Origin of the sequence: Pseudomonas sediminis (assembly GCF_002741105.1) — a bacterium.
In the GTDB taxonomy this organism is placed as follows: domain Bacteria; phylum Pseudomonadota; class Gammaproteobacteria; order Pseudomonadales; family Pseudomonadaceae; genus Aquipseudomonas; species Aquipseudomonas sediminis.
The window spans coordinates 474138-498446 of record NZ_NIQU01000002.1 but is presented as its reverse complement, the minus strand read 5'-3'; the positions used below and the strand labels follow the sequence as shown (position 1 = coordinate 498446).

Annotated in this window: 21 protein-coding genes; 20 read left to right on the top strand and 1 reads right to left on the bottom strand. The window is 60.5% G+C overall.

Annotation, left to right across the window (positions count from 1 at the left end):
• Window positions 1-82 precede the first annotated feature (82 nt).
• Window positions 83-871: a type I methionyl aminopeptidase gene (map, locus tag CDO35_RS07730; protein WP_099523490.1), complete on the bottom strand. Its 789-nt coding sequence runs from the start codon at window positions 869-871 to the stop codon at window positions 83-85.
• Window positions 872-1153: 282 nt separating this feature from the next.
• Between map and rpsB the strand changes: the two genes are divergently transcribed.
• The 20 genes from rpsB (at window position 1154) to kdsA (ending at window position 24292) form a co-directional block, all read left to right on the top strand.
• Window positions 1154-1897 (top strand): 30S ribosomal protein S2, encoded by a 744-nt coding sequence (gene rpsB, locus CDO35_RS07725; RefSeq protein WP_099523488.1) that lies wholly within the window; start codon window positions 1154-1156, stop codon window positions 1895-1897.
• A gap of 128 nt (window positions 1898-2025) precedes the next feature.
• The gene (gene tsf / locus CDO35_RS07720; protein ID WP_099523486.1) at window positions 2026-2889 is read left to right on the top strand and encodes a translation elongation factor Ts; all 864 of its coding nucleotides are present in this window, start codon (window positions 2026-2028) and stop codon (window positions 2887-2889) included.
• A gap of 187 nt (window positions 2890-3076) precedes the next feature.
• The gene (gene pyrH / locus CDO35_RS07715; protein WP_004424012.1) at window positions 3077-3820 is read left to right on the top strand and encodes a UMP kinase; all 744 of its coding nucleotides are present in this window, start codon (window positions 3077-3079) and stop codon (window positions 3818-3820) included.
• Window positions 3817-4374: a ribosome recycling factor gene (frr, locus tag CDO35_RS07710; RefSeq protein WP_099523484.1), complete on the top strand. Its 558-nt coding sequence runs from the start codon at window positions 3817-3819 to the stop codon at window positions 4372-4374. The genes pyrH and frr overlap by 4 nt, the downstream gene beginning before the upstream one ends.
• Before the next feature lie 17 nt (window positions 4375-4391).
• Complete coding sequence (gene uppS / locus CDO35_RS07705; RefSeq protein ID WP_099523482.1) at window positions 4392-5138, top strand: polyprenyl diphosphate synthase; 747 nt, start codon at window positions 4392-4394, stop codon at window positions 5136-5138.
• Complete coding sequence (locus CDO35_RS07700; protein ID WP_099523480.1) at window positions 5138-5953, top strand: phosphatidate cytidylyltransferase; 816 nt, start codon at window positions 5138-5140, stop codon at window positions 5951-5953. Before uppS ends, CDO35_RS07700 begins: the two co-directional genes overlap by 1 nt.
• A complete protein-coding gene (gene ispC, locus CDO35_RS07695) occupies window positions 5950-7134 on the top strand; it encodes a 1-deoxy-D-xylulose-5-phosphate reductoisomerase (RefSeq protein WP_099523478.1) in 1185 nt (394 codons plus the stop codon). The genes CDO35_RS07700 and ispC overlap by 4 nt, the downstream gene beginning before the upstream one ends.
• Before the next feature lie 53 nt (window positions 7135-7187).
• Complete coding sequence (gene rseP / locus CDO35_RS07690; protein ID WP_099523476.1) at window positions 7188-8540, top strand: sigma E protease regulator RseP; 1353 nt, start codon at window positions 7188-7190, stop codon at window positions 8538-8540.
• Window positions 8541-8625: 85 nt separating this feature from the next.
• Window positions 8626-10986 (top strand): outer membrane protein assembly factor BamA, encoded by a 2361-nt coding sequence (gene bamA, locus CDO35_RS07685; RefSeq protein ID WP_099523473.1) that lies wholly within the window; start codon window positions 8626-8628, stop codon window positions 10984-10986.
• A gap of 44 nt (window positions 10987-11030) precedes the next feature.
• Entirely contained in the window at window positions 11031-11534 is a 504-nt protein-coding gene (locus tag CDO35_RS07680) for an OmpH/Skp family outer membrane protein (protein WP_099523471.1), read from the top strand.
• A 2-nt stretch (window positions 11535-11536) separates the two neighbouring features.
• Window positions 11537-12592, top strand: a complete 1056-nt coding sequence (gene lpxD, locus CDO35_RS07675; RefSeq protein ID WP_099523470.1) for a UDP-3-O-(3-hydroxymyristoyl)glucosamine N-acyltransferase — start codon at window positions 11537-11539, stop codon at window positions 12590-12592.
• Between the two features lie 47 nt (window positions 12593-12639).
• Window positions 12640-13080, top strand: a complete 441-nt coding sequence (gene fabZ / locus CDO35_RS07670) for a 3-hydroxyacyl-ACP dehydratase FabZ (protein ID WP_003244215.1) — start codon at window positions 12640-12642, stop codon at window positions 13078-13080.
• Window positions 13077-13853 carry an acyl-ACP--UDP-N-acetylglucosamine O-acyltransferase gene (gene lpxA / locus CDO35_RS07665; RefSeq protein ID WP_099523467.1) on the top strand — a complete coding sequence of 259 codons (777 nt, stop codon included), beginning with the start codon at window positions 13077-13079 and terminating at the stop codon, window positions 13851-13853. The genes fabZ and lpxA overlap by 4 nt, the downstream gene beginning before the upstream one ends.
• A gap of 5 nt (window positions 13854-13858) precedes the next feature.
• Window positions 13859-14992 carry a lipid-A-disaccharide synthase gene (gene lpxB / locus CDO35_RS07660; protein WP_099523464.1) on the top strand — a complete coding sequence of 378 codons (1134 nt, stop codon included), beginning with the start codon at window positions 13859-13861 and terminating at the stop codon, window positions 14990-14992.
• A complete protein-coding gene (gene rnhB / locus CDO35_RS07655) occupies window positions 14992-15588 on the top strand; it encodes a ribonuclease HII (RefSeq protein WP_099523461.1) in 597 nt (198 codons plus the stop codon). Before lpxB ends, rnhB begins: the two co-directional genes overlap by 1 nt.
• 72 nt (window positions 15589-15660) lie before the next feature.
• Window positions 15661-19191, top strand: coding sequence for a DNA polymerase III subunit alpha (dnaE, locus tag CDO35_RS07650; protein WP_099523459.1), 3531 nt, complete (start codon window positions 15661-15663; stop codon window positions 19189-19191).
• 137 nt (window positions 19192-19328) lie between these two features.
• Window positions 19329-20279, top strand: a complete 951-nt coding sequence (locus CDO35_RS07645) for an acetyl-CoA carboxylase carboxyltransferase subunit alpha (RefSeq protein ID WP_099523456.1) — start codon at window positions 19329-19331, stop codon at window positions 20277-20279.
• 58 nt (window positions 20280-20337) lie between these two features.
• Entirely contained in the window at window positions 20338-21660 is a 1323-nt protein-coding gene (tilS, locus tag CDO35_RS07640; RefSeq protein WP_099523453.1) for a tRNA lysidine(34) synthetase TilS, read from the top strand.
• 151 nt (window positions 21661-21811) lie between these two features.
• Window positions 21812-23443 (top strand): CTP synthase, encoded by a 1632-nt coding sequence (locus CDO35_RS07635; RefSeq protein WP_099523450.1) that lies wholly within the window; start codon window positions 21812-21814, stop codon window positions 23441-23443.
• Between the two features lie 3 nt (window positions 23444-23446).
• Complete coding sequence (gene kdsA, locus CDO35_RS07630; RefSeq protein ID WP_099523448.1) at window positions 23447-24292, top strand: 3-deoxy-8-phosphooctulonate synthase; 846 nt, start codon at window positions 23447-23449, stop codon at window positions 24290-24292.
• The last annotated feature ends 17 nt before the right edge of the window (window positions 24293-24309 follow it).

Below are 24309 nucleotides of genomic sequence, written 5' to 3'. Positions count from 1 at the left end.
CAGTTGCCTTCCTTATCAAGGGTTCGTAGGGTGCGTCGTGCGCACCGTTTCAATTCATGGTGCGCATGGCGCACCCTACGAGTCAGTGGCCAGCTGAGGTGCGCGCGATGGTGTCATCGCTGCGCAGGGTGAAAATCTCGTAGCCATCGGCGGTAACCAGCACGGTGTGCTCCCATTGCGCCGAGAGTTTGCGGTCCTTGGTGATGGCGGTCCAGCCGTCGCCGAGCAGGCGGGTTTCCGGGCGACCCTGGTTGATCATCGGCTCGATGGTGAAGGTCATGCCCTCCTTGAGCTCCATGCCGGTGCCTGCCTTGCCGTAATGCAGCACCTGCGGCTCCTCGTGGAACACCGCACCAATGCCATGGCCGCAGTATTCGCGGACCACGGAGAAACCGTTCTTTTCCGCGTGCTTCTGGATCACTTCGCCGATATCGCCGAGGCGTGTACCCGGTTTGACCAGCTCGATGCCTTTATACATGCATTCCTGGGTGATCTTGGCCAGGCGCTCGGCCCACTCGGCCACTTTGCCGACCATGAACATCTTGCTGGTATCGCCGTGGTAGCCGTCCTTGATCACGGTCACGTCGATGTTCAGTACATCGCCGTCTTTCAGTGGCTTGTCGTTGGGGATGCCGTGGCACACCACGTGGTTGATCGAGGTGCAGATCGACTTGGGAAAACCCTTGTAGTTGAGCGGGGCGGGAATCGCCTGCTGCACGTTGACGATATAGTCATGGCAGATGCGGTCGATTTCCTCAGTGGTGACGCCTGGCTTGACGTGCTCACCGATCATCTCCAGCACTTCGGCGGCCAGGCGGCCAGCGACGCGCATTTTCTCGATTTCTTCGGCGGATTTGATGGTGACGGTCATATCAAGCTCTCAGGCGCGACGGAAAGGGCGACATATTAACAGCTTCGCCGTCTCAGCCCCAAAGGGCGCTGTAACCGCGTTGGGGAGTCGCTGCGTTGTTTGCCAGCTTTTGTAGCCTGAGCTGGCTTTGTGTGGTATAAAACGCGCCGCTTTACGGGCATCAGTGCCCGAAAGCTTAAACCCACACACGTATCGACACGGTTTCCTGGGTGCCTTTCGACAAGTTCGAGGGTTGGAAGCTGGGATGCGTGGAGGCCTAACCCGACTTATCAAGGAACTATCATGTCCCAAGTCAACATGCGCGATATGCTGAAGGCCGGTGTGCACTTCGGCCACCAGACCCGTTACTGGAATCCGAAAATGGGCAAGTACATTTTCGGCGCGCGCAACAAGATTCACATCATCAACCTCGAAAAAACCCTGCCGATGTTCAACGAAGCTCAGGCTTTCGTTGAGAAGCTGGCTGCTGGCAAGAACAAGATCCTGTTCGTCGGCACCAAGCGTTCCGCTGGCAAGATCGTTCGCGAAGAAGCTGCTCGTTGCGGCTCGCCGTTCGTCGATCACCGCTGGTTGGGTGGCATGCTGACCAACTACAAAACCATCCGCGCCTCGATCAAGCGTCTGCGTGAGCTGGAAGTTCAGTCTCAGGACGGTACTTTCGCTAAGCTGACCAAGAAAGAAGCCCTGATGCGTTCGCGTGATCTGGAAAAACTGGATCGCAGCCTGGGCGGTATCAAGGACATGGGCGGCCTGCCGGACGCACTGTTCGTCATCGACGTTGACCACGAGCGCATCGCTATCACCGAAGCCAACAAGCTGGGCATCCCGGTTATCGGCATCGTCGATACCAACAGCAGCCCGGAAGGCGTTGACTACATCATCCCGGGTAACGACGACGCCATCCGCGCCATCCAGCTGTACATGGGTGCCATGGCCGACGCCGTGATCCGTGGTCGCAGCAATGCTGGCGGCGCCACTGAAGAGTTCGTCGAAGAAGCCGCGGCTGCCGAGAGCGCCGAAGGCTAAGCGGTAACGCTAAGCATCTAGCGTTACGCGCTGTGCAAAAAGGGGGCTAGGCCCCCTTTTTGCCACTCAAAGATTTGATCGTCCGTGATGCGGGCGATGGTTGAAGACCTACCGAGAGGATTTTCAAAATGGCAGAGATTACTGCAGCACTGGTTAAAGAACTGCGCGAGCGTACCGGCGAAGGCATGATGGATTGCAAAAAGGCCTTGACCAAGGCTGGCGGCGACATCGAAAAAGCCATCGACGATATGCGCGCTTCCGGCGCCATCAAGGCCGCCAAAAAGGCTGGTAACGTTGCTGCTGAAGGCGCTATCGCCGTCAAGGCCGACGGTAAGGCCGCCGTGCTGATCGAAGTTAACTCGCAGACCGACTTCCTGGCCCTGCAGGACGACTTCAAGAATTTCGTTACCAGCAGCGTGGACAAGGCGTTCGCTGACAAGCTGACCGACGCGGCTCCGCTGATCGAAGCTCAGGAAGCCGAGCGTACCGCTCTGGTCGCCAAAGTAGGCGAAAACGTCAACATCCGTCGTCTGGTACGTGTTGAGGGTGACGTTGTCGGTTCCTACCTGCATGGCAACAAGATTGGTGTTGCAGTTGTTCTGAAGGGCGGCGACGTCGAGCTGGCCAAAGACATCGCGATGCACGTTGCTGCAAGCAACCCGGAATTCCTGCTGCCAAGCGACGTTTCGGCTGAAGCGATCGAGCGCGAGAAGGCTGTCTTCCTGCAACTGAACGAAGAGAAGCTCAAGGGCAAGCCTGCCGATATCGCAGAGAAGATGGTTGCCGGCCGTATCTCCAAGTTCCTGGCAGAAGCCAGCCTGGTTGAGCAGGCGTTCGTCAAGAACCCGGAAATCAAGGTCGGTGAGCTGGCCAAGAAAGCTGGCGCTGAAATCGTTTCCTTCACCTACTTCAAAGTCGGCGAAGGCATCGAGAAGCCGGTTGACAACTTTGCTGAAGAAGTTGCTGCCCAGCTGGCCGCCAGCAAGCAGTAATCGTTTTCGGTACGTGTCCCCAAAGAGGCTGCCCGTTTGCGCGGGCGGCCTCTTTGCCGAATAAGGGATGATGAATAAAGTAGCGGTCGTTTCAATGAACGGCCGTTGGCGCTGTCGAAGTGCCGGATAATTGCAGCGCTCGAACGCGTTGCTGACGAATTTCATATCGCCGCAGGAGAGACTTGCAATGGCTCAGCAGACAACTGGTCGCCAACCTCGCTACAAACGCATTCTGCTCAAACTTAGCGGCGAGGCCCTGATGGGCTCGGAAGATTTCGGCATCGATCCCAAGGTGCTCGACCGCATGGCGCTGGAGGTCGGCCAGTTGGTCGGCATCGGCGTGCAAGTCGGCCTGGTGATCGGTGGCGGCAACCTGTTCCGTGGCGCGGCGTTGTCCGCTGCGGGTATGGATCGCGTAACCGGCGACCACATGGGCATGCTGGCGACCGTCATGAACGCGCTGGCCATGCGCGATGCGCTGGAGCGCTCGAATATCCCGGCCATCGTCATGTCGGCGATTTCCATGGTCGGCGTGACCGATCACTATGATCGCCGCAAGGCCATGCGTCACCTGAAGACCGGTGAGGTGGTGATCTTCGCCGCCGGCACCGGTAACCCCTTCTTTACCACCGATTCAGCCGCCTGCCTGCGCGCCATCGAAATCGATGCGGACGTGGTACTGAAGGCGACCAAGGTCGATGGCGTGTACACTGCCGACCCGTTCAAAGACCCGCATGCCGAGAAGTTCGAGCGCCTGACTTATGACGAGGTGCTCGATCGCAAGCTGGGTGTGATGGATCTGACGGCCATCTGCCTGTGCCGCGATCACAACATGCCGCTGCGGGTCTTCAACATGAACAAGCCCGGCGCACTGCTGAACGTTGTAGTGGGTGGCGCCGAAGGAACACTGATCGAGGAGGATGCACAATGATCAACGACATCAAGAAAGACGCTCAGGAACGCATGAGCAAGTCCCTGGAAGCGCTGGGTCGTAACCTGGCTTCCATTCGTACCGGTCGTGCCCATCCGAGCATTCTCGACAGCATCAAGGTACCGGCCTGGGGCAGCGACATGCCGCTCAATCAGGTGGCGGCGATCACTGTTGAGGACGCGCGTACCCTGAAGATTGTCGCGCATGACAAGACTCTCGGCGCTGCGATCGAGAAAGCCATCCTGACCTCGGACCTGGGTCTGAACCCGAGCAGCGCTGGTTCCACCATTCGTGTGCCGATGCCGGCGCTGACCGAGGAAACCCGCAAGGGCTACACCAAGCAGGCGCGCGGCGTTGCCGAAGATGCCAAGGTCGCCGTCCGTAACGTGCGTCGCGATGCGCTGGCCGAGCTGAAGAAACTGTCCAAAGCCAAGGAAATCAGCGAAGACGAAGAGCGTCGCGCTGCTGATGAGCTGCAGAAGATCACCGACAAGTTCATCGGTGATGTCGACAAGGCGCTCGAGGTGAAAGAAGCGGACCTGATGGCTGTTTGACGGCTGGGCGCCCATACATGGACAAGAACAAGCAGGGTGCGGTGCCGCGGCATGTCGCCATCATCATGGATGGTAACAACCGATGGGCGAAGAAGCGCCTGTTGCCGGGTGTGGCGGGGCACAAGGCCGGGGTCGACGCGGTTCGCGCGGTGATCGAGGTCTGTGCCGAGTCTGGCGTCGAGGTGCTGACCCTGTTCGCCTTCTCCAGCGAGAACTGGCAGCGCCCGGCCGATGAGGTCGGCGCGCTAATGGAGCTGTTCCTGGGGGCGCTGCGTCGTGAGGCCAAGCGGCTGCTGGATAATGACATCGGCCTGCGCATCATCGGCGACCGCTCGCGGTTTCATCCCGAATTGCAGGCGGCCATGCGTGAGGCTGAGCTGCTGACTGCCGGAAGCCGTCGTTTCACCCTGCAGATCGCCGCCAACTACGGCGGTCAGTGGGATATCGCTCAGGCCGCTCAGCGTTTGGCGCGTGAGGTGCAGGCAGGCCATTTGCAGCCCGAAGACATCACGCCGCAATTGCTTCAGGGCTGCCTGGCCACCGGTGACCTGCCGTTACCCGACCTGTGCATTCGCACGGGGGGCGAGCACCGTATCAGCAACTTCCTTCTCTGGCAGCTCGCGTACAGCGAACTGTACTTTTCCGACCTCTATTGGCCGGACTTCAAGCACGAGGCCATGCGCAAGGCGCTGGCCGATTTCGCTACCCGCCAGCGTCGCTTCGGCAAGACCGGCGATCAGGTGGAAGCTGAGGCGCGCTCTTAATGCTCAAACAACGAATCATCACGGCGCTGGTGCTGTTGCCCATCGCTCTGGGCGGTTTTTTTCTGCTCGATGGCGGTGCCTTTGCCCTGTTCATCGGTGCAGTGGTCACGCTGGGTGCCTGGGAATGGGCGCGTCTGGCAGGATTCGAGGCGCAGTCGTTGCGTGTGGCCTATGCGGTTGCAGTGGCTGTATTGCTCGGCCTGCTGTACATGGTTCCGAGCGTTGCTCCAGTGCTGTTGGCGGTGGCCGTGCTGTGGTGGTTGCTCGCCACCTTTCTGGTAATGACCTACCCGGATAGCAGTCGTTTCTGGGGTGGTATTCCGGGGCGTTTGCTGATTGGTTTGCTTATTCTGCTGCCGGCTTGGCAGGGGTTGGTTTTGCTCAAGCAGTGGCCGCAGGCCAATGCGCTGATCATCGCGGTAATGGTGCTGGTCTGGGGGGCGGATATCGGTGCTTATTTTTCCGGCAAGACCTTTGGCAAGCGCAAGCTGGCGCCCAGGGTCAGCCCCGGCAAGAGTTGGGAAGGGCTATATGGTGGTCTCGCAGCCAGCCTGTTGATCACCTTGTTGGTCGGGCTGCAACAGGGCTGGTCCGCTGTTGGGCTGCTGCTGGCTCTTGCCGGTGCTGCCGTGGTGGTGCTGATTTCCGTGGTTGGCGACTTGACCGAAAGCATGTTCAAGCGTCAGTCCGGGGTTAAGGACAGCAGCAATCTGCTGCCGGGTCACGGCGGTGTGCTGGATCGCATCGACAGCCTGACGGCGGCCATTCCGTTGTTCGCCACACTGCTCTGGTTGGCGGGTTGGGGTTCGCTGTGAGCGCAGTGCAGCAGGTCACCGTGCTGGGGGCTACTGGCTCTATTGGTCTCAGTACGCTGGATGTGATCGCGCGCCATCCTGAGCGCTACAGCGTCTTCGCGCTGACGGGCTTCTCGCGTCTGGCAGAGCTGCAGGTGCTGTGCGTGCAGCATCGCCCGCGCTACGCGGTGGTGCCAGATGCCGATTCAGCGCTCGAGTTGCAGAAAAATTTGCGCGCTGCCGGGCTGGCGACCGAAGTGCTGGTTGGCGAAGCAGGGCTGTGCGCCGTCTCTGCCGACGCCGCCGTCGATTGCGTAATGGCGGCCATTGTTGGCGCGGCGGGCCTCAAGCCGACCCTGGCAGCCGTGCAGGCCGGCAAGAAAGTGCTGCTGGCCAACAAGGAAGCGTTGGTGATGTCCGGCGCCTTGTTCATGCAGGCGGTCAAGCAGAGCGGGGCGGTGCTACTGCCCATCGATAGCGAGCACAACGCGATTTTCCAATGCTTGCCGGGCGACTATTCGCGCGGTCTGCAGGCGGTTGGTGTACGTCGCGTACTGCTGACGGCTTCCGGTGGACCTTTTCGCGAAACGCCGTTGGCCGATCTGGAATGTGTCACGCCGGAGCAGGCGTGCGCGCATCCGAACTGGTCGATGGGGCGCAAGATCTCGGTCGATTCGGCCAGCATGATGAACAAGGGGCTCGAGTCGATCGAAGCCTGCTGGCTATTCGATGCCCGCCCCGAGCAGATCGAAGTGGTCATCCACCGGCAGAGCGTGATTCATTCGCTGGTCGATTACATCGACGGTTCGGTACTGGCCCAGCTGGGTAATCCGGACATGCGCACGCCCATCGCGCATGCTTTGGCCTGGCCGGAGCGTATCGACTCGGGTGTGTCTCCTCTGGATCTGTTTACCGTCGGTCGCCTGGATTTCGAGCGTCCCGACGAGCAGCGTTTCCCCTGTTTGCGCCTGGCGCGTGAGGCAGCGCAGGTCGGCGGCAGTGCGCCGGCGATGCTCAACGCGGTCAATGAGGTGGCGGTCGAGGCTTTCCTGCAGCGGCGCATCCGTTTCACTGATATCGCGCGTATGATTGAGTCCGTGTTGAACGCCCAGCCTGTGCAGGCTGTCGAAGCGCTCGACGCAGTATTCGAAGCCGATGCCCGTGCGCGTGAACTGGCTGGGCAGTGGCTCGTTGGTCGTTGATCGCGCCGGTGTTGGTCTTGTACTTGAGCGGCTCGTAGGGCTGGAGAAGTGAAATGAGTGGGTTGTACATGCTGGTTGGCACCCTGATCGCACTGGGTGTCCTGGTCACCTTTCACGAGTACGGACACTTCTGGGTGGCTCGCCGCTGCGGCGTCAAGGTGCTGCGCTTTTCCGTCGGCTTCGGTACGCCATTGTTGCGCTGGCACGACCGCCAGGGCACTGAGTTCGTCGTAGCAGCCATTCCTCTGGGCGGCTACGTCAAGATGCTCGATGAACGCGAGGGCGATGTACCGCCCGAACTGGTCGAGCAATCCTTCAATCGCAAGAGTGTACGCCAGCGCATCGCCATTGTTGCCGCTGGCCCGCTGGCCAATTTCCTGCTGGCGCTGCTGTTCTTCTGGTTCGTCGCCATGCTCGGCAGTCAGCAGGTTAGGCCGGTGATCGGTGGCGTGCAGTCCGACAGCCTGGCGGAAGTGGCCGGGCTGCGTGCTGGGCAGGAGATCGTTGCAGTCAACGGTGAGGCCACCAGTGGTTGGGCGGCGGTTAATCTGCAGCTGGTAAGGCGTCTGGGCGAGAGCGGTACGCTCGATCTGCGCGTGCTCGAGCCGGGCTCCACGGTTGAAGCGCCCAAACAGGTGCAATTGGATAACTGGTTGCGCGGCGTCGACGAGCCGGACCCGATTGGCTCGCTGGGGATTCGCCCCTGGCGTCCGGTGCTGGAGCCGGTTCTGGCTGAGGTGGATTCCAAGGGGCCTGCCTATGCTGCAGGCCTGCAGGCCGGAGATCGACTGCTGGCGCTCGATGGTGAGCCGCTTGCCGACTGGCAGAGTTTGGTTGATCGCGTAAGGGTATTGCCAGGCGAGGCGGTCACGCTGCGCTTCGAGCGCGCAGGACAGGAGCGGGACGTGCAGCTGACGCTGGCGTCGCGCGGCGAAGGGGATGCCCGCAGCGGTTACCTGGGCGCGGGTGTACAGGGTGTCGAATGGCCGCCAGAGATGCTCCGCGAAGTGCGCTACGGTCCGCTCGATGGCGTCGTCGAGGGCATGCGTCAAACCTGGTCCATGAGCCTGCTGACCCTCGATTCCCTCAAGAAAATGCTGTTCGGTGAGCTCTCGGTAAAAAACTTGAGTGGGCCGATAACCATTGCTAAAGTGGCGGGCGCTTCAGCTGAGTCAGGGCTGGGGGATTTCCTGAAATTCCTTGCATATCTGAGTATTAGCCTGGGGGTTCTCAATCTGCTGCCCATTCCTGTACTGGATGGTGGGCATCTGCTGTTTTATCTGGTCGAGTGGGTGCGTGGTCGCCCCTTGTCTGAGCGGGTTCAGGGTTGGGGGATGCAGATCGGCATCAGTCTGGTCATCGGGGTCATGTTGCTTGCCCTGGTCAACGACCTCAGCCGCCTGTGAGCACTACTGAATACGTTCTTGAGATTTAAAAGAAGTGTCGCCTAAGCGGCAGTTTTTATCGTCAGTTGGAATAAGAAAGGACTTCATGAAACGTCTGCTGCTACCTGCGGTACTGTCCGCATTGATGATCGCCGAAGTTCACGCCGAGTCCTTCACCATCTCCGATATACGCGTCAACGGCCTGCAGCGGGTTTCCGCTGGTAGCGTATTCGGCGCGTTGCCGCTCAATGTGGGCGAGCGGATAGATGATCGCCAGCTGGTCGATGCCACCCGTTCCCTGTTCCGTACTGGCTTCTTCCAGGATATTCAGCTTGGTCGCGATGGCGATGTTCTGGTCGTTACTGTGGTCGAGCGTCCCTCCATCTCCGGCATCGAGATCGAAGGCAACAAGGCCATCAGCACTGAAGATCTGCTCAAGGGCCTGAACCAGTCTGGTCTGGCCGAGGGCGAGATCTTCCAGCGCGCCACCCTCGAAGGCGTGCGTAACGAGCTGCAGCGCCAGTATGTCGCTCAGGGCCGTTATTCGGCCGAGATCGAAGCCGAGGTGATTCCGCAGCCGCGTAACCGCGTGGCGCTGAAGATCACCATCAACGAAGGCACCGTAGCCGCTATCTCCCACATCAACGTGGTCGGCAATACCGTGTTCTCCGATGAAGATCTGGTCGATCTGTTCGAGCTGAAGACCACCAACTGGCTGTCCTTCTTCAAGAACGACGACAAGTACGCCCGCGAAAAACTGTCCGGTGACCTCGAGCGTCTGCGCTCCTACTACCTGGACCGCGGCTACATCAACATGGATATCAGCTCCACGCAGGTTTCCATCACCCCGGACAAGAAGCACGTCTACATCACCGTCAACGTCGAAGAAGGCGAGAAGTACAGCGTTCGCGACGTGAAACTGTCCGGTGACCTCAAGGTCCCGGAAGACGATGTGCGCGCACTGCTGCTGGTCAAGGAAGGTCAGGTCTTCTCGCGCAAGGTCATGACCACCACCAGTGAGCTGATCACCCGTCGTCTGGGTAACGAGGGTTACACCTTCGCCAACGTCAACGGCGTGCCGGAAGCGCACGACGAAGACAACACCGTTTCGATCACCTTCTTCGTCGATCCGGGCAAGCGTGCCTACGTCAACCGTATCAACTTCCGCGGCAACACCAAGTCCGAAGACGAAGTGCTGCGTCGCGAAATGCGTCAGATGGAAGGTGGCTGGGCCTCGACCTACCTGATCGACCAGTCCAAGACTCGCCTGGAGCGCCTGGGCTTCTTCAAGGAAGTCAACGTCGAAACTCCGCAAGTGCCAGGCACTGATGACCAGATCGACGTCAACTACAGCGTCGAAGAGCAGCCGTCCGGCTCCATCACTGCCAGCGTCGGTTTCGCCCAGAACGCCGGCCTGATCCTTGGTGGTTCGATCAGCCAGAACAACTTCCTGGGTACCGGTAACCGCGTCAGCATCGGTCTGACTCGCAGTGAATACCAGACCCGATACAGCTTTGGCTTCGTTGATCCCTACTGGACCGTTGATGGCGTCAGTCTGGGTTACAACGCCTTCTACCGCACCACCGACTACGATGAACTCGATGTCGATGTATCCAGCTATTCGGTTGACAGCCTGGGTGCAGGTATCAACATCGGTTACCCGATCAGCGAAACCGCGCGTCTGACCTATGGTCTGACCGTACAGCAGGACAGCATCGATACTGGTCGCTATACCGTCGATGAGATCTTTGATTTCATCGAAGCTGAGGGTGATAACTACCTCAACTTTAAAGGCTCTATCGGTTGGTCCGAGTCGACTCTGAACCGTGGTGTGCTGGCCAACCGTGGTCATTCGCAGAGCCTGGTACTGGAAACCACCATTCCAGGTAGCGATCTGTCGTTCTACAAGCTCGACTACCGTGGTCAGGTTTTCACCCCGATCAGCGATAACTACACCCTGCGCTTCCATACCCAGTTGGGTTATGGCGACAGCTACGGTTCCACGGCTGAGCTGCCGTTCTACGAGCACTACTACGCCGGTGGCTTCAACTCGGTGCGTGGCTTCGAAGACAGCAGCCTGGGCCCACGAAGCACCCCGAGCTCTGGGAACAAGCCAGGCACCCTGCGTGACCCGGATCAGGACCCGCTGCCGTTCGGTGGTAACGTATTGGTGCAGGGTGGGGTCGAGATGCTGTTCCCCCTGCCGTTCGTCAAGGACCAGCGTTCGTTGCGTACCGCGTTGTTCTGGGATGTGGGTAACGTATTCGACACCAACTGCTCGTCGAGCCAGAAGAAGCTCAGCGACAGCTGCAATATCGACTTCAGCAGTATGGCCAGCTCCGTGGGTGTCGGCCTGACCTGGATCACCGCATTGGGCCCGCTGAGCTTCAGTCTGGCCATGCCGATCAAGAAGCCGGATGATGCCGATACTCAGGTATTCCAGTTCTCCCTGGGTCAAACCTTCTAAGTTCGTTTCACAGAAAGCCAACAGTTTTGTTGCAGGAGTGCATTGTGCGTAAGTTGACTCAACTGGTTCTGTTCACCGCCGCCCTGATCGCCACTCCGGCGTTCGCTGAGATGAAGGTGGCCGTACTGAACTATCAGATGGCGCTGCTCGAGTCGGATGCAGCCAAGCGCTACGCCGTCGATGCCGAGAAGAAGTTTGGTCCGCAACTGAACAAGCTCAAGACCCTGGAAAGCGACGCCAAGCGCATCCAGGATCGTATGGTCAAAGATGGCGACAAGATGCAGCAGGCTGAGCGCGAGCGTCTCGAACTCGAATTCAAGCAGAAGGCCCGTGACTTCCAGTTCCAATCCAAGGAACTGAACGAAGCCAAGGCCATCGCTGACCGCGAGATGCTGGGCAAGCTGAAGCCGAACCTGGATAAGGCCGTCGAAGACGTGATCAAGAACGGCAACTTCGACCTGGTGCTCGAGCGTGGTGCGGTGATCGAGGTCAAGCCTCAGTACGACATCACTCGCCAGGTCATCGAGCGCATGAACCAGATGCGTTAAGCATGACAGTTACAGTTACCCTCGGCCAATTGGCTGAGCGTCTTGGCGCCACCTTGCGTGGCGCCGAAGCGAAGGTCATCACGGGCCTGGCCACCTTACAGGAGGCCAGGCCCGAACAGTTGAGCTTCCTGGCCAATGCCCAGTACCGCAAGTTTCTGGCGCAGACTCAGGCCGGTGCCGTGCTTCTGACCGCAGCCGATGCTGAAGGCTACGCTGGCGATGCCCTGATCGTTACCAACCCGTACCTGGCTTATGCCCAGCTGTCGCATGTGTTCGATCGCAAGCCCAAGGCTGCGTCGGGTATTCATGCCACGGCACAGATCGCCGAAGACGCTCAGGTCGATCCGAGTGCGAGTATTGGCGCTTTTGCGGTTATCGAAAGCGGTGCACGTATCGGCGCTGATGTCAGCATCGGTGCTCATTGTGTAGTCGGTGCGCGCAGTGTGGTGGGTGATGGCGGCTGGCTGGCGCCACGCGTGACGCTCTATCACGACGTGCAGATCGGCAAGCGTGTGGTGATTCAATCCGGTGCCGTGATCGGCGGTGAGGGCTTCGGTTTCGCCAATGAGAAAGGTGTCTGGCAGAAGATCGCGCAGATCGGTGGAGTGACCATCGGTGATGACGTCGAGATCGGCGCCAACACCACGGTAGATCGTGGTGCGCTGTCTGATACCTTGATCGGCAATGGGGTGAAGCTCGATAACCAGATCATGATCGCGCACAACGTGCAGATCGGTGACAACACGGCCATGGCAGGCTGCTGCGGTATTTCTGGCAGCACCAAGATCGGCAAGAATTGCATGATCGCTGGTGGTGTGGGGATGGTTGGTCATATCGAAGTGTGCGACAACGTGTTCGTCACCGGCATGACCATGGTGACCCGTTCGATCACCGAGCCGGGCGCCTATTCTTCCGGTACCGCCATGCAGCCGGCGGGCGAGTGGAAGAAGAGTGCAGCCCGTATTCGTCAGTTGGACGAGATGGCCAAGCGACTGCGTGAGCTGGAAAAACAGCTGGCCGCCGTGACCCAGACGGCAAACGTCTCATCTGATGCCTGAGCACGGCGCGGCCGTGCTCTTTTCTTTTCTTACAGGCTTAACCGGACATGATGGACATCAACGAAATTCGTGAATATTTGCCGCACCGCTATCCGTTCCTGCTGGTGGACCGTGTGGTGGACCTGGACGTCGAAGGCAAACAGATTCGCGCCTATAAGAATGTCAGCATCAATGAGCCGTTCTTCAACGGTCACTTCCCCGAGCACCCGATCATGCCGGGCGTTCTGATCATCGAGGCGATGGCGCAGGCTGCCGGTATCCTCGGTTTCAAGATGATGGGCGTGAAGCCGGCCGATGGCACCCTGTATTACTTCGTTGGCTCCGACAAGCTGCGTTTCCGTTCGCCGGTGTTGCCGGGTGACCAGCTGACGCTGGAAGCCAAGTACCTGAGCGATCGTCGCAGCATCTGGAAATTCGAGTGCCGCGCCACTGTCGATGGCAAGGAAGTCTGCTCCGCTGAAATCATTTGTGCGGAACGCAAGCTATGAGTTTGATTGACCCCCGCGCGATCATCGACCCCAGTGCCAGATTGGCTGACGACGTTGTCGTTGGCCCTTGGAGCATTGTTGGTGCCGATGTGGAAATTGGCGAGGGTACGGTCATCGGTCCGCACGTAGTGCTCAAGGGACCGACCGTGATTGGCAAGCACAACCGCATCTACCAGTTTTCTTCGGTCGGTGAAGATACGCCGGACCTGAAGTACAAAGGTGAGCTCACTCGCCTGGTGATCGGCGATCACAACACCATTCGCGAAGGCGTCACCATCCACCGCGGCACCGTACAGGATCGCAGTGAAACCACCATTGGCGACCACAACCTGATCATGGCTTATGCCCATATCGGCCATGACAGTGTGATCGGTAACCATTGCATTCTGGTCAACAACACGGCACTGGCTGGTCATGTATGGGTCGACGACTGGGCGATTCTGTCCGGCTATACCCTGGTGCATCAGTTCTGCCGCATTGGCGCGCACAGCTTCTCGGGCATGGGCACCGCGATTGGCAAGGATGTGCCTGCTTTCGTTACCGTATTCGGTAACCCGGCCGAGGCGCGCAGCATGAACTTTGAGGGCATGCGCCGGCGTGGTTTCTCCGCTGAGGCCATCGCTGCCCTGCGCAAGGGCTACAAGCTGGTCTATCGCCAGGGGCTGACCGTCGAGCAGGCGCTGGCCGAGTTGGCCGAGTCTGCTGCTCAGTTCCCCGAAGTGGCGATCTTCCGTGATTCGATCCAGGCCTCCACGCGCGGCATCACGCGCTGATTCCTATGAGCAGACCTATTCGCGTCGCACTGGTCGCCGGTGAGGCGTCCGGTGATATTCTCGGCTCCGGCCTGATGCAGGCTATCAAGCAGCGTTATCCAGATGCCGAGTTCATCGGTGTTGGCGGTGCGCGTATGGAAGCCGAGGGCCTGAAATCCTACTTCCCGATGGAGCGCCTGGCCGTGATGGGTCTGGTCGAGGTGCTCGGTCGTTTGTTCGAACTGCTTGGCCGTCGCCGCCAGTTGGCGCGCGATCTGATCGCCGCGCAGCCGGATGTATTTATCGGCATCGATGCCCCTGATTTCAACCTGGGCCTGGAACTAAAGCTGCGCCGTGCCGGGATCAAGACCGTGCATTACGTCAGCCCTTCGGTTTGGGCCTGGCGGCAGAAGCGTGTGCTGAAGATTCGCGAAGCCTGCGACTTGATGCTGACCCTGTTCCCGTTCGAGGCGCAGTTCTACGATGAACATCAGGTGCCGGTGCGCTTTGTCGGTCATCCGCTGGCCGATGCGATTCCCCAGCAAGCTGATCGTGCCGCCGCGCGCGAAGCACTGGATCTGCCGCAGGACGAGCCCGTGGTCGCGCTCATGCCAGGTAGCCGTGGTGGCGAGGTCGCGCGCTTGGGTGAGCTGTTTCTCGAGGCGGCGATCCGCCTGCGTGCGCTTCGCCCGGGTGTTCGTTTCCTCCTGCCTTGCGCCACCCCCGAGCGCCGTGAGCAGTTGGAGCAGATGCTGGCAGGGCGTGATTTGCCGCTGACGTTGCTCAACGGTCGATCCCACGAAGCGCTGGCCGCCTGCGATGCAGTGCTGATCGCGTCGGGTACCGCGACCCTGGAAGCGCTGCTGTACAAGCGGCCGATGGTGGTGGCGTACCGCGTAGCGCCGCTGACCTACCGTATCCTCAAGCGCCTGGTGAAGAGCCCCTATATCTCGCTGCCTAATCTGCTGGCCGAGCGTTTGCTGGTGCCTGAGCTGATTCAGGATGCAGCGACGCCTGAGGCATTGGCCCAGGCCGTGGCACCGCTGATCGATGGTGGGCAAGTGCAGACCGAAGGTTTCGACGTCATTCACCGTGCGCTGCGTCGCGATGCTTCGCAGTCTGCGGCCGATGCAGTTCTCAAGCTTGCTGGGCGAGTCTGATGCAGCTGGGATTGGACTTTACCCTGGTCGAAGAGCTGGTCGCCGGCGTTGACGAGGTTGGTCGTGGCCCGCTCTGCGGCGCCGTGGTGACGGCGGCGGTGATCCTCGATCCGGCGCGGCCGATCATCGGCCTGAACGATTCGAAGAAGCTCACCGAGGCGCGCCGTGAATTGCTGTTCGACGAGATTCGCGAGAAAGCCCTGGCCTGGTGCATCGCTCGCGCCGAGGTCGAGGAAATCGACCGCCTGAATATCCTGCATGCCACCATGCTGGCGATGCAGCGGGCCGTCGAGGGGTTGAGCGTAACGCCGAGACTGGCGCTGATCGACGGCAACCGTTGCCCCAAGCTGGCCGTGCCGAGTGCGCCGGTGGTCAAGGGCGACAGTCGGGTTCCGGCTATCGCCGCCGCTTCGATCCTGGCCAAGGTCAGTCGCGACCGCGAAATGCTCGAAATGGACCGTCTCTATCCCGGCTACGGCATTGCCGGTCACAAGGGTTACCCCACGCCCGTTCATCTCGAAGCGCTGATACGCCTGGGGCCGACGCCGATTCATCGGCGTTCTTTCGCTCCGGTGCGGGCACTGCTCGAAGTCTGAACCTCTGGCCCTCAGCCAGACCCGCTTAGGCTACAATCCGCGCTTTGTCGTTTTCATCTGCAAGGCCGCCTCATGACCCAAGCGTTCGTCCACCTGCGTCTGCACACCGAATACTCCCTGGTCGATGGCCTGGTGCGGGTCAAACCGCTGATCAAGGCCGTCGCCGGGGCCGGCATGCCGGCAGTGGCGGTCACCGACATGAGCAACATGTGCTCGCTGGTGAAGTTCTATAAGACGGCCATGGGCGCCGGGGTCAAACCGATCTGCGGCGCCGATATCTGGATGGCCAGCGCCGAGGAAGACGGCCCGCTGACGCGCTTGACCCTGTTGGCGATGAATGCCAAGGGCTATCGCAACCTCACCGAGCTGATCTCCCGTGGTTGGTCCGAAGGTCAGAGCAACGACCTGGTGATTATTCAGCGTGACTGGGTTAAGGATGCGGCAGAAGGTTTGATTGCGCTGTCCGGCGCCCGTGAGGGCGAAGTGGGCCAGGCGCTGCTGGCCGGTGACGAAGCGCTGGCCGAAACGCGTCTGCGCGAATGGATGGCAGTATTCCCAGATCGTTTCTACCTGGAAGTGCAACGCACCAGCCGAGTGGGTGACGAGGAATACCTGCACGCCGCAGTGGCGCTGGCCGACCGCGTCGAGGCACCGCTGGTGGCGACCAACGACGTGCGCTTCATCAAGCAGGGTGACTTCGAGGCCCACGAAACCCGCGTCTGCATCGGTGAAGGCCGTACCCTCGACGATCCGCGCCGGCCGCGGCACTACTCAGATCAGCAGTACCTGAAAAGCGCCGACGAAATGTGGGAGCTGTTCTCCGACCTCCCCGAGGCACTGGAGAACACGGTCGAGATCGCCAAGCGCTGCAACATCGACGTGCAGCTTGGCAAGTATTTCCTGCCGGACTTCCCCACACCAAACGGCATGGGCATTGACGATTACCTGCGTCACGCCTCCTTCGAGGGCCTGGAAGAGCGTCTCGAAGTGCTGCTGCCCAAGGACACGCCGGATTACGAGGCGAAGAAGCAGGTCTACATCGACCGCCTCAACTTCGAGCTCGACATCATCATCCAGATGGGTTTCCCCGGTTACTTCCTGATCGTTATGGACTTCATCCAGTGGGCCAAGAACAACGGCGTGCCGGTTGGCCCGGGCCGTGGCTCGGGTGCTGGTTCGCTGGTGGCCTACGTATTGAAGATCACCGACCTCGACCCGCTGGCCTATGACCTGCTGTTCGAACGCTTCCTCAACCCCGAACGGATCTCCATGCCCGACTTCGACGTCGACTTCTGCATGGATGGCCGCGACCGGGTGATCGACTACGTGGCCGAGAAATACGGGCGTAATGCGGTGAGCCAGATCATCACTTTCGGCTCGATGGCGGCCAAGGCGGTGGTTCGTGACGTGGCGCGGGCGCAGGGCAAATCCTACGGCCTGGCCGACCGTCTGTCGAAGATGATCCCCTTCGAAGTTGGCATGACCCTGGAGAAGGCCTTCGAGATGGAGGAGCCGCTGCGCGACTTCCTCAAAAACGACGAGGAAGCCCAGGAAATCTGGGACATGTCGCTCAAGCTCGAAGGCGTGGTGCGCGGCACCGGCAAGCACGCTGGTGGTGTGGTGATCGCACCGACCAAACTCACCGACTTTTCGCCGATCGCCTGTGACGAGGAGGGTGGTGGCCTGGTGACCCAGTTCGACAAGGACGATGTCGAGCAGGCCGGCCTGGTCAAGTTCGACTTCCTCGGCCTGCGTACGCTGACCATCATCAAATGGGCGATGGAAACCATCCACCGTATCCAGAAGCGTGATGGCGCGCCGGATGAGGATCTGGTCAACATCGACTTCATCCCGCTGGATGACAAGAAAACCTACGACATGCTGCAGAAGGCGGAGACCACTGCGGTCTTCCAGCTTGAATCGCGCGGCATGAAGGAGCTGATCAAGAAGCTCAAGCCCGACTGCCTGGAAGACATGATCGCACTGGTGGCGCTGTTCCGCCCTGGCCCGCTGCAATCGGGCATGGTGGACGACTTCATCAACCGTAAGCACGGTCGTGCCGAGCTGTCCTACCCGCACCCCGACTACCAGTACGCTGGCCTGGAGCCGGTGCTCAAGCCCACCTACGGCATCATCCTGTACCAGGAGCAGGTGATGCAGATCGCTCAGGTGATGGCCGGTTACACCCTCGGTGGTGCGGACATGCTGCGTCGTGCCATGGGTAAGAAGAAGCCTGAGGAGATGGCCAAGCAGCGCGGCGGCTTCATCGAAGGTTGTGTCAGTAATGGCATCGACGCCAACCTGGCGGGTAACATCTTCGATCTGGTGGAAAAGTTCGCCGGTTACGGCTTCAACAAGTCGCACTCGGCCGCTTACGGTCTGGTGTCCTACCAGACTGCCTGGCTGAAAGCGCATTACCCGGCGCCGTTCATGGCCGCGGTGCTCTCGGCGGACATGCACAACACCGACAAGGTGGTGATCCTGGTGGAAGAGTGCCGCAACATGAAGTTGCGCATCGATCCGCCGGACGTGAACGTCTCCGAATTCAAGTTCACCGTCAACGACGACGGTCGCATCGTCTACGGCCTGGGGGCGGTCAAGGGCGTGGGCGAGGGGCCGGTCGAGGCCATCGTCGAATGCCGGGCCGAAGGTGGGCCGTTCAAGGATCTGTTCGACTTCTGCAACCGTGTCGACCTTAAACGCATCAACAAGCGTACCCTCGAAGCCTTGATTCGCAGTGGAGCGCTGGATCGCCTCGGGCCGTACTACCAGGATGAGCTCAAGGCTTATCAGGCCAGCGTGGACAAGAACCGCGCCGTGCTGCTGGCGTCGATGGAGGAGGCCGTGCAGTCTGCCGAGCAGACCGCGCGCAGTGCCGAGAGCGGCCATATGGACTTGTTCGGCGGGCTGTTCGCCGAGCCCGAGGCGGACGTCTATGCCAACCACCGCAAGGCGCGCGAACTGCCGATCAAAGAGCGCCTGAAAGGCGAGAAGGACACCCTGGGTATTTACCTGTCCGGTCACCCCATCGACGAGTATGAAGGTGAGATCCGTCGTTTCGCCCGTCAGCGCATCGTTGAACTGAAGCCGGCGCGCGACACCCAGACCATCGCCGGGATGATCGTCAACCTGCGGGTGATGAAGAACAAGAAGGGCGACAAGATGGGCTTCATCACCCTCGATGACCGCTCTGGGCGCATCGAGGCCTCGTTGTTCGCCGACGCCTTCGCCAGCAACCAGGCGTTGCTGCAGAACGATGCGCTGGTGGTGGTCGAAGGTGAAGTCAGCAACGACGACTTCTCCGGTGGCCTACGCCTGCGCGCCAAGCGCGTGATGAGCCTGGAAGAAGCGCGCACCGGCCTGGCCGACAGCCTGCGGGTGAAGGTGGCCAGTGAGGCATTGAAGGGCGACCGCCTGCGCTGGCTGGCCGAGCTGTGCAGCAAGCACAAGGGCGCTTGCCCGGTGACCGTCGACTACAGTGGCGAGGAGGCACGGGCCTTGCTTCAATTCGGCGATGCCTGGCGAATCGACCCGGCTGACACTTTGATTCAAGCATTGCGTGACCAGTTCGGGCGCGACAACGTCTTTTTGCACTACCGCTGATATACGAGAGGAAAATTCCTCTTCGTGACAGCAAAGGCACCCGAGGGTGTCGACCCGCTGCGCCCTATACCTTAAGGTAGGGCGCCTAATGGATACAGCTCCCCGGCCACTTGGCCGTCGACGCAAGACGGATGACTATGAACCCGAATTTCCTCGATTTCGAACAGCCGATCGCCGACCTGCAAGCCAAGATCGAAGAGCTACGCCTGGTTGGTAACGACAACTCGCTGAATATCGGCGATGAAATTGCCCGCCTGCAGGACAAGAGCAGCTCCCTGACCGAAAGCATCTTCGGCAATCTGACCAGCTGGCAGATCGCGCAGCTCGCGCGCCACCCGCGTCGCCCTTACACCCTGGATTACATCCAGCACATCTTCACCGAGTTCGATGAATTGCACGGTGATCGTCACTTCTCTGATGACGCCGCTATCGTCGGTGGCATTGCCCGCCTGGGCGACCAGCCGGTGATGATCATCGGCCACCAGAAAGGCCGTGAAGTGCGCGAGAAGGTGCGCCGCAACTTCGGCATGCCGCGTCCGGAAGGCTACCGCAAGGCCTGCCGCCTGATGGAAATGGCCGAGCGCTTCAAGATGCCGATCCTCACCTTCATCGATACTCCGGGTGCCTATCCGGGTATCGATGCCGAGGAGCGTGGCCAGAGTGAGGCCATCGCCTGGAACCTGCGCGTGATGGCTCGTCTGAAAACGCCGATCATCGCCACCGTCATCGGTGAAGGTGGTTCTGGTGGTGCACTGGCCATCGGTGTTTGCGACCAGCTCAACATGCTGCAGTACTCCACCTACTCGGTGATCTCGCCGGAAGGCTGCGCCTCGATTCTCTGGCGTACCGCCGAGAAGGCGCCGGATGCCGCCGAAGCCATGGGCATCACCGCCGAGCGTCTGAAGGATCTGGGCATCGTCGATCAGGTGATCGCCGAACCGCTGGGTGGTGCGCACCGTGACCCGGCCGCAGCTTCCGAGTCGATCCGTCAGGAGCTGATCAAGCAACTGGCCAGCCTGCAGAAGCACGACACTGACGCGCTGCTCAAGCGTCGTTACGATCGCCTGATGAGTTACGGCATCGCCTGAGTTAGTTCTGCGTCTATCTCAACGGGCCTTCGGGCCCGTTGTTGTTTAAGCTTGGCCAATGACCGATCTCTCTATTCGCCTGCGCCAGGCCCTGCAGCCTTGGTGTACGGCTCCTGCCTGGTGTATCGCCTTCTCCGGTGGTCTCGACTCCACCGTGCTGCTGCATTTGCTCGCCGATCTGGCTCGGCGTGAGAAGCTGCCGCCGCTTTCCGCCATTCATGTCCATCATGGGTTGCAGTCAGCGGCTGACACCTGGCCAGAGCATTGCGCGCAGGTTTGCGCACGGCTGGGTATTGCTCTGGACATCGTCAGGGTGCAGGTGGCGCTAGGCGCCAGTCTCGAGCAGGCAGCGCGTAACGCGCGTTATCAGGCTTTCACTACGCGGCTTGGTCCGGGCGAGGTGTTGCTCAGTGCTCAGCATCGTGATGATCAGGCCGAGACTCTGCTGTTTCGTCTGTTGCGGGGGGCGGGTGTGCGCGGACTGGCAGCCATGCCGGCAAGTCGCTCGCTAGGGCAGGGCCACCTGATTCGGCCGCTGCTCGATTGTTCTCGGGCTGAATTACAGGCCTATGCGCAGAGTCATGGCCTTGCCTGGATCGAAGACCCGAGCAACGCCGATGAGCGTTTCAGTCGCAACTTCCTGCGGCGACAAGTGATGCCGCTGCTGGTGGAGCGCTGGCCGCAAGCGTCGAGCAGCCTGGTGCGCAGCGCAGGCCATCTGTCTGAGGCGCAGCAGTTGCTGGATGAATTGGCCGAGATCGACCTTGCCGCTGCCCATGGCGGCTCAGCGTTTGCCTGGCTGTCGTTGCCGTCGCTGTATCTGCCGGCTGTCACTGCGTTGAGCGAGGCGCGCCAGCGCAATTTGCTGCGCCACTGGTTGGCGCCTTATACGCGTATGCCCGATAGCGACCACTGGGCCGGCTGGTGTGACCTGCGTGATGCTGACACGGATGCAGCGCCGATCTGGAAGCTGGCCGATGGTGAGCTGCACCGTGCCGATGCTCGGCTTTGGTGGCTTAGCGGTGAGTGGCAGCAGCCGCTCGAACCACTCGATCTTGCCTTCAGCTCGTTTCCCGAGCCTGTCGAGCTGCCCGGTAACGGTTGTGTGCATCTACAGGGTGAGTTGCCGCCAGGTCGCTGGCATTTGCGTTACCGCCAGGGTGGTGAGTCACTGCAGGTGCTGGGGCGCGGCAGGCGCGATCTCAAGCGTTTGCTCAATGAGCTGCGCGTACCGGCATTCGTGCGTCCGCGCCTGCCGCTGCTGTTCGATGGCGATGAGTTGATAGCGGTGGCGAATCTGACGCAGTCGTCAGTAATTCAGGCGAGTGGGGCGCGTCTGCAGTGGTCGCCGCCTATCGGCGTGCAAGGTTTGAGCTGGTAAGGCCTTTCCGGTAGACTACGCTCCCGTCTTAATACAGCTTTTGCCGACTCCCTCAGGGAGCTTGGCGGGCTTGCCATTTTTGCTATTGATGGCGCTCCTTCGCTTTCCCCGGCGGCATTGACCGCTTAAACGCAGACTTCTAGGGTTTTTCATGACGCGCTACATCTTCGTCACGGGTGGTGTTGTTTCTTCATTGGGGAAAGGCATCGCCTCGGCTTCACTGGCGGCCATCCTGGAGGCGCGGGGCCTGAAGGTCACCATGCTCAAGCTGGACCCTTACATCAACGTCGATCCGGGCACCATGAGCCCGTTCCAGCACGGTGAGGTGTTCGTCACCCACGACGGCGCCGAGACCGACCTCGACCTGGGTCACTACGAGCGGTTCATCCGCACCACGATGACCAAGAGCAACAACTTCACCACCGGTCGCGTGTACGAAGACGTACTGCGCAAGGAGCGCCGTGGTGATTATCTGGGAGCGACCATTCAGGTCATCCCGCACATCACCGACGAGATCAAGCGTCGCATCATCAAGGGTGCCGGCGATGCCGACGTGGCCTTGGTGGAAATCGGCGGCACCGTCGGCGACATCGAGTCGCAACCGTTCCTCGAGGCCATCCGCCAACTGCGTGTGGAAGTGGGCGCCAAGCGCGCGATGCTGATGCACCTGACCCTGGTGCCGTACATCGCCACCGCTGGTGAGACCAAGACCAAGCCGACTCAGCACTCGGTCAAGGAACTGCGCTCCATCGGCCTGCAGCCTGACGTGCTGGTGTGCCGCTCCGACCACCCGATCGATGTCTCCTCGCGCCGCAAGATCGCCCTGTTCACCAACGTCGAAGAGCGTGCGGTGATCAGCCTGGAAGACGTCGACACCATCTACAAGATTCCGGGCGTGCTGCATGCCCAGGGTCTGGATGACTTCGTCGTCGAGCGCTTCGGCCTGGAATGCGGCGGCGCCGATCTGTCCGAGTGGGATCGCGTCGTCGATGCCAAGCTCAATCCGGAAAAAGAAGTCACCATCGCCATGGTCGGCAAGTACATGGAGCTGCTCGATGCGTACAAGTCGCTGATCGAAGCGATGAGCCACGCCGGCATCCAGAACCGTACCAAGGTCAACCTGCGTTATATCGACTCCGAAGACATCGAGAACCAGGGCACCGCGCTGCTCGAAGGCGTCGATGCCATCCTGGTACCGGGCGGCTTCGGTCTGCGTGGCGTGGAAGGCAAGATCAAGACCGTGCAGTACGCTCGCGAGAACAAGATTCCCTACCTGGGCATCTGCCTCGGCATGCAGGTAGCGGTCATCGAGTACGCCCGTAACGTCGTGGGTTGGACTGACGCCAACTCTTCCGAATTCGACATGGCCAGCGCTCATCCGGTGGTGGGCCTGATTACCGAATGGCAGGACGCAACTGGCGCCACCGAGCAGCGCAGTGAAAGCTCTGACCTCGGCGGCACCATGCGCCTGGGTGCTCAGGACTGCCAACTGCAGGCCGGCTCTCTGGTACATGACTGCTATGGCAAGGACGTGATCGTCGAGCGTCATCGTCACCGTTACGAGGTGAACAACAACCTGCTGCCGAAGCTGACCGAGGCTGGCCTGAAGGTCACCGGCCGTTCTGGCGACGGCGCACTGGTCGAAGTGGTCGAGGCGCCGGATCATCCGTGGTTCGTTGCCTGCCAGTTCCACCCGGAGTTCACCTCCACGCCGCGTGACGGCCATCCGCTGTTCAGCGGTTTCGTCAATGCTGCCCTAGCGCAGAAAGCGAAGAAGGCTTAAGGCATGGCAAAGAAGATCATCAAGGTTCGCGACATCGAGATCGCCAACGACAAGCCTTTCGTGCTGTTCGGCGGCATCAACGTGCTCGAGTCGCGCGACCTGGCCATGCAGGCCTGCGAGGAGTACGTGCGGGTGACCGAGAAGCTCGGCATTCCCTACGTGTTCAAGGCCAGCTTCGACAAGGCCAACCGTTCCTCCGTCACCTCCTTCCGCGGCCCGGGCCTGGAAGAGGGCATGAAGATCTTCGAGGAAGTGAAGAAAACTTTCGGTGTGCCGGTGATCACCGACGTGCACGAGCCGCACCAGGCGGCTGCCGTGGCCGAAGTGTGCGACATCATCCAGTTGCCGGCTTTCCTGTCGCGGCAGACCGATCTGGTAGTGGCCATGGCCAAGACCGGTGCGGTAATCAACATCAAGAAGGCGCAGTTTCTCGCCCCGCAGGAAATGAAGCACATCCTGGCCAAGTGCGAAGAGGCCGGTAACGATCAGCTGATCCTCTGCGAGCGTGGTTCCTCCTTCGGTTACAACAACCTGGTGGTGGACATGCTCGGCTTCGGCATCATGAAGCAGTTCGAGTATCCGGTGTTCTTCGACGTGACCCACGCCCTGCAGATGCCGGGCGGTCGCGCCGACTCTGCTGGTGGCCGTCGCGCTCAGGTTACCGACCTGGCCAAGGCGGGCATGAGCCAGGGCCTGGCAGGCCTGTTCCTCGAAGCGCATCCGGAACCGGAAAACGCCAAGTGCGACGGTCCATGCGCCCTGCGCCTGAACAAGCTGGAGCCGTTTCTCACCCAGCTCAAGCAGTTGGATGACCTGATCAAGAGTTTTCCTCCGATCGAGACTGCCTGAGCCGGCTGTAATCCGGT

Excerpts from the sequence above, each read along its gene's own strand:
- map (WP_099523490.1), bottom strand. The coding sequence starts at position 871 with ATGACCGTCACCATCAAATCCGCCGAAGAAATCGAGAAAATGCGCGTC.
- rpsB (WP_099523488.1), top strand. The coding sequence starts at position 1,154 with ATGTCCCAAGTCAACATGCGCGATATGCTGAAGGCCGGTGTGCACTTC.
- tsf (WP_099523486.1), top strand. The coding sequence starts at position 2,026 with ATGGCAGAGATTACTGCAGCACTGGTTAAAGAACTGCGCGAGCGTACC.
- pyrH (WP_004424012.1), top strand. The coding sequence starts at position 3,077 with ATGGCTCAGCAGACAACTGGTCGCCAACCTCGCTACAAACGCATTCTG.
- frr (WP_099523484.1), top strand. The coding sequence starts at position 3,817 with ATGATCAACGACATCAAGAAAGACGCTCAGGAACGCATGAGCAAGTCC.
- uppS (WP_099523482.1), top strand. The coding sequence starts at position 4,392 with ATGGACAAGAACAAGCAGGGTGCGGTGCCGCGGCATGTCGCCATCATC.
- CDO35_RS07700 (WP_099523480.1), top strand. The coding sequence starts at position 5,138 with ATGCTCAAACAACGAATCATCACGGCGCTGGTGCTGTTGCCCATCGCT.
- rseP (WP_099523476.1), top strand. The coding sequence starts at position 7,188 with ATGAGTGGGTTGTACATGCTGGTTGGCACCCTGATCGCACTGGGTGTC.
- bamA (WP_099523473.1), top strand. The coding sequence starts at position 8,626 with ATGAAACGTCTGCTGCTACCTGCGGTACTGTCCGCATTGATGATCGCC.
- lpxD (WP_099523470.1), top strand. The coding sequence starts at position 11,537 with ATGACAGTTACAGTTACCCTCGGCCAATTGGCTGAGCGTCTTGGCGCC.
- fabZ (WP_003244215.1), top strand. The coding sequence starts at position 12,640 with ATGATGGACATCAACGAAATTCGTGAATATTTGCCGCACCGCTATCCG.
- lpxA (WP_099523467.1), top strand. The coding sequence starts at position 13,077 with ATGAGTTTGATTGACCCCCGCGCGATCATCGACCCCAGTGCCAGATTG.
- lpxB (WP_099523464.1), top strand. The coding sequence starts at position 13,859 with ATGAGCAGACCTATTCGCGTCGCACTGGTCGCCGGTGAGGCGTCCGGT.
- rnhB (WP_099523461.1), top strand. The coding sequence starts at position 14,992 with ATGCAGCTGGGATTGGACTTTACCCTGGTCGAAGAGCTGGTCGCCGGC.
- dnaE (WP_099523459.1), top strand. The coding sequence starts at position 15,661 with ATGACCCAAGCGTTCGTCCACCTGCGTCTGCACACCGAATACTCCCTG.
- CDO35_RS07645 (WP_099523456.1), top strand. The coding sequence starts at position 19,329 with ATGAACCCGAATTTCCTCGATTTCGAACAGCCGATCGCCGACCTGCAA.
- tilS (WP_099523453.1), top strand. The coding sequence starts at position 20,338 with ATGACCGATCTCTCTATTCGCCTGCGCCAGGCCCTGCAGCCTTGGTGT.
- CDO35_RS07635 (WP_099523450.1), top strand. The coding sequence starts at position 21,812 with ATGACGCGCTACATCTTCGTCACGGGTGGTGTTGTTTCTTCATTGGGG.
- kdsA (WP_099523448.1), top strand. The coding sequence starts at position 23,447 with ATGGCAAAGAAGATCATCAAGGTTCGCGACATCGAGATCGCCAACGAC.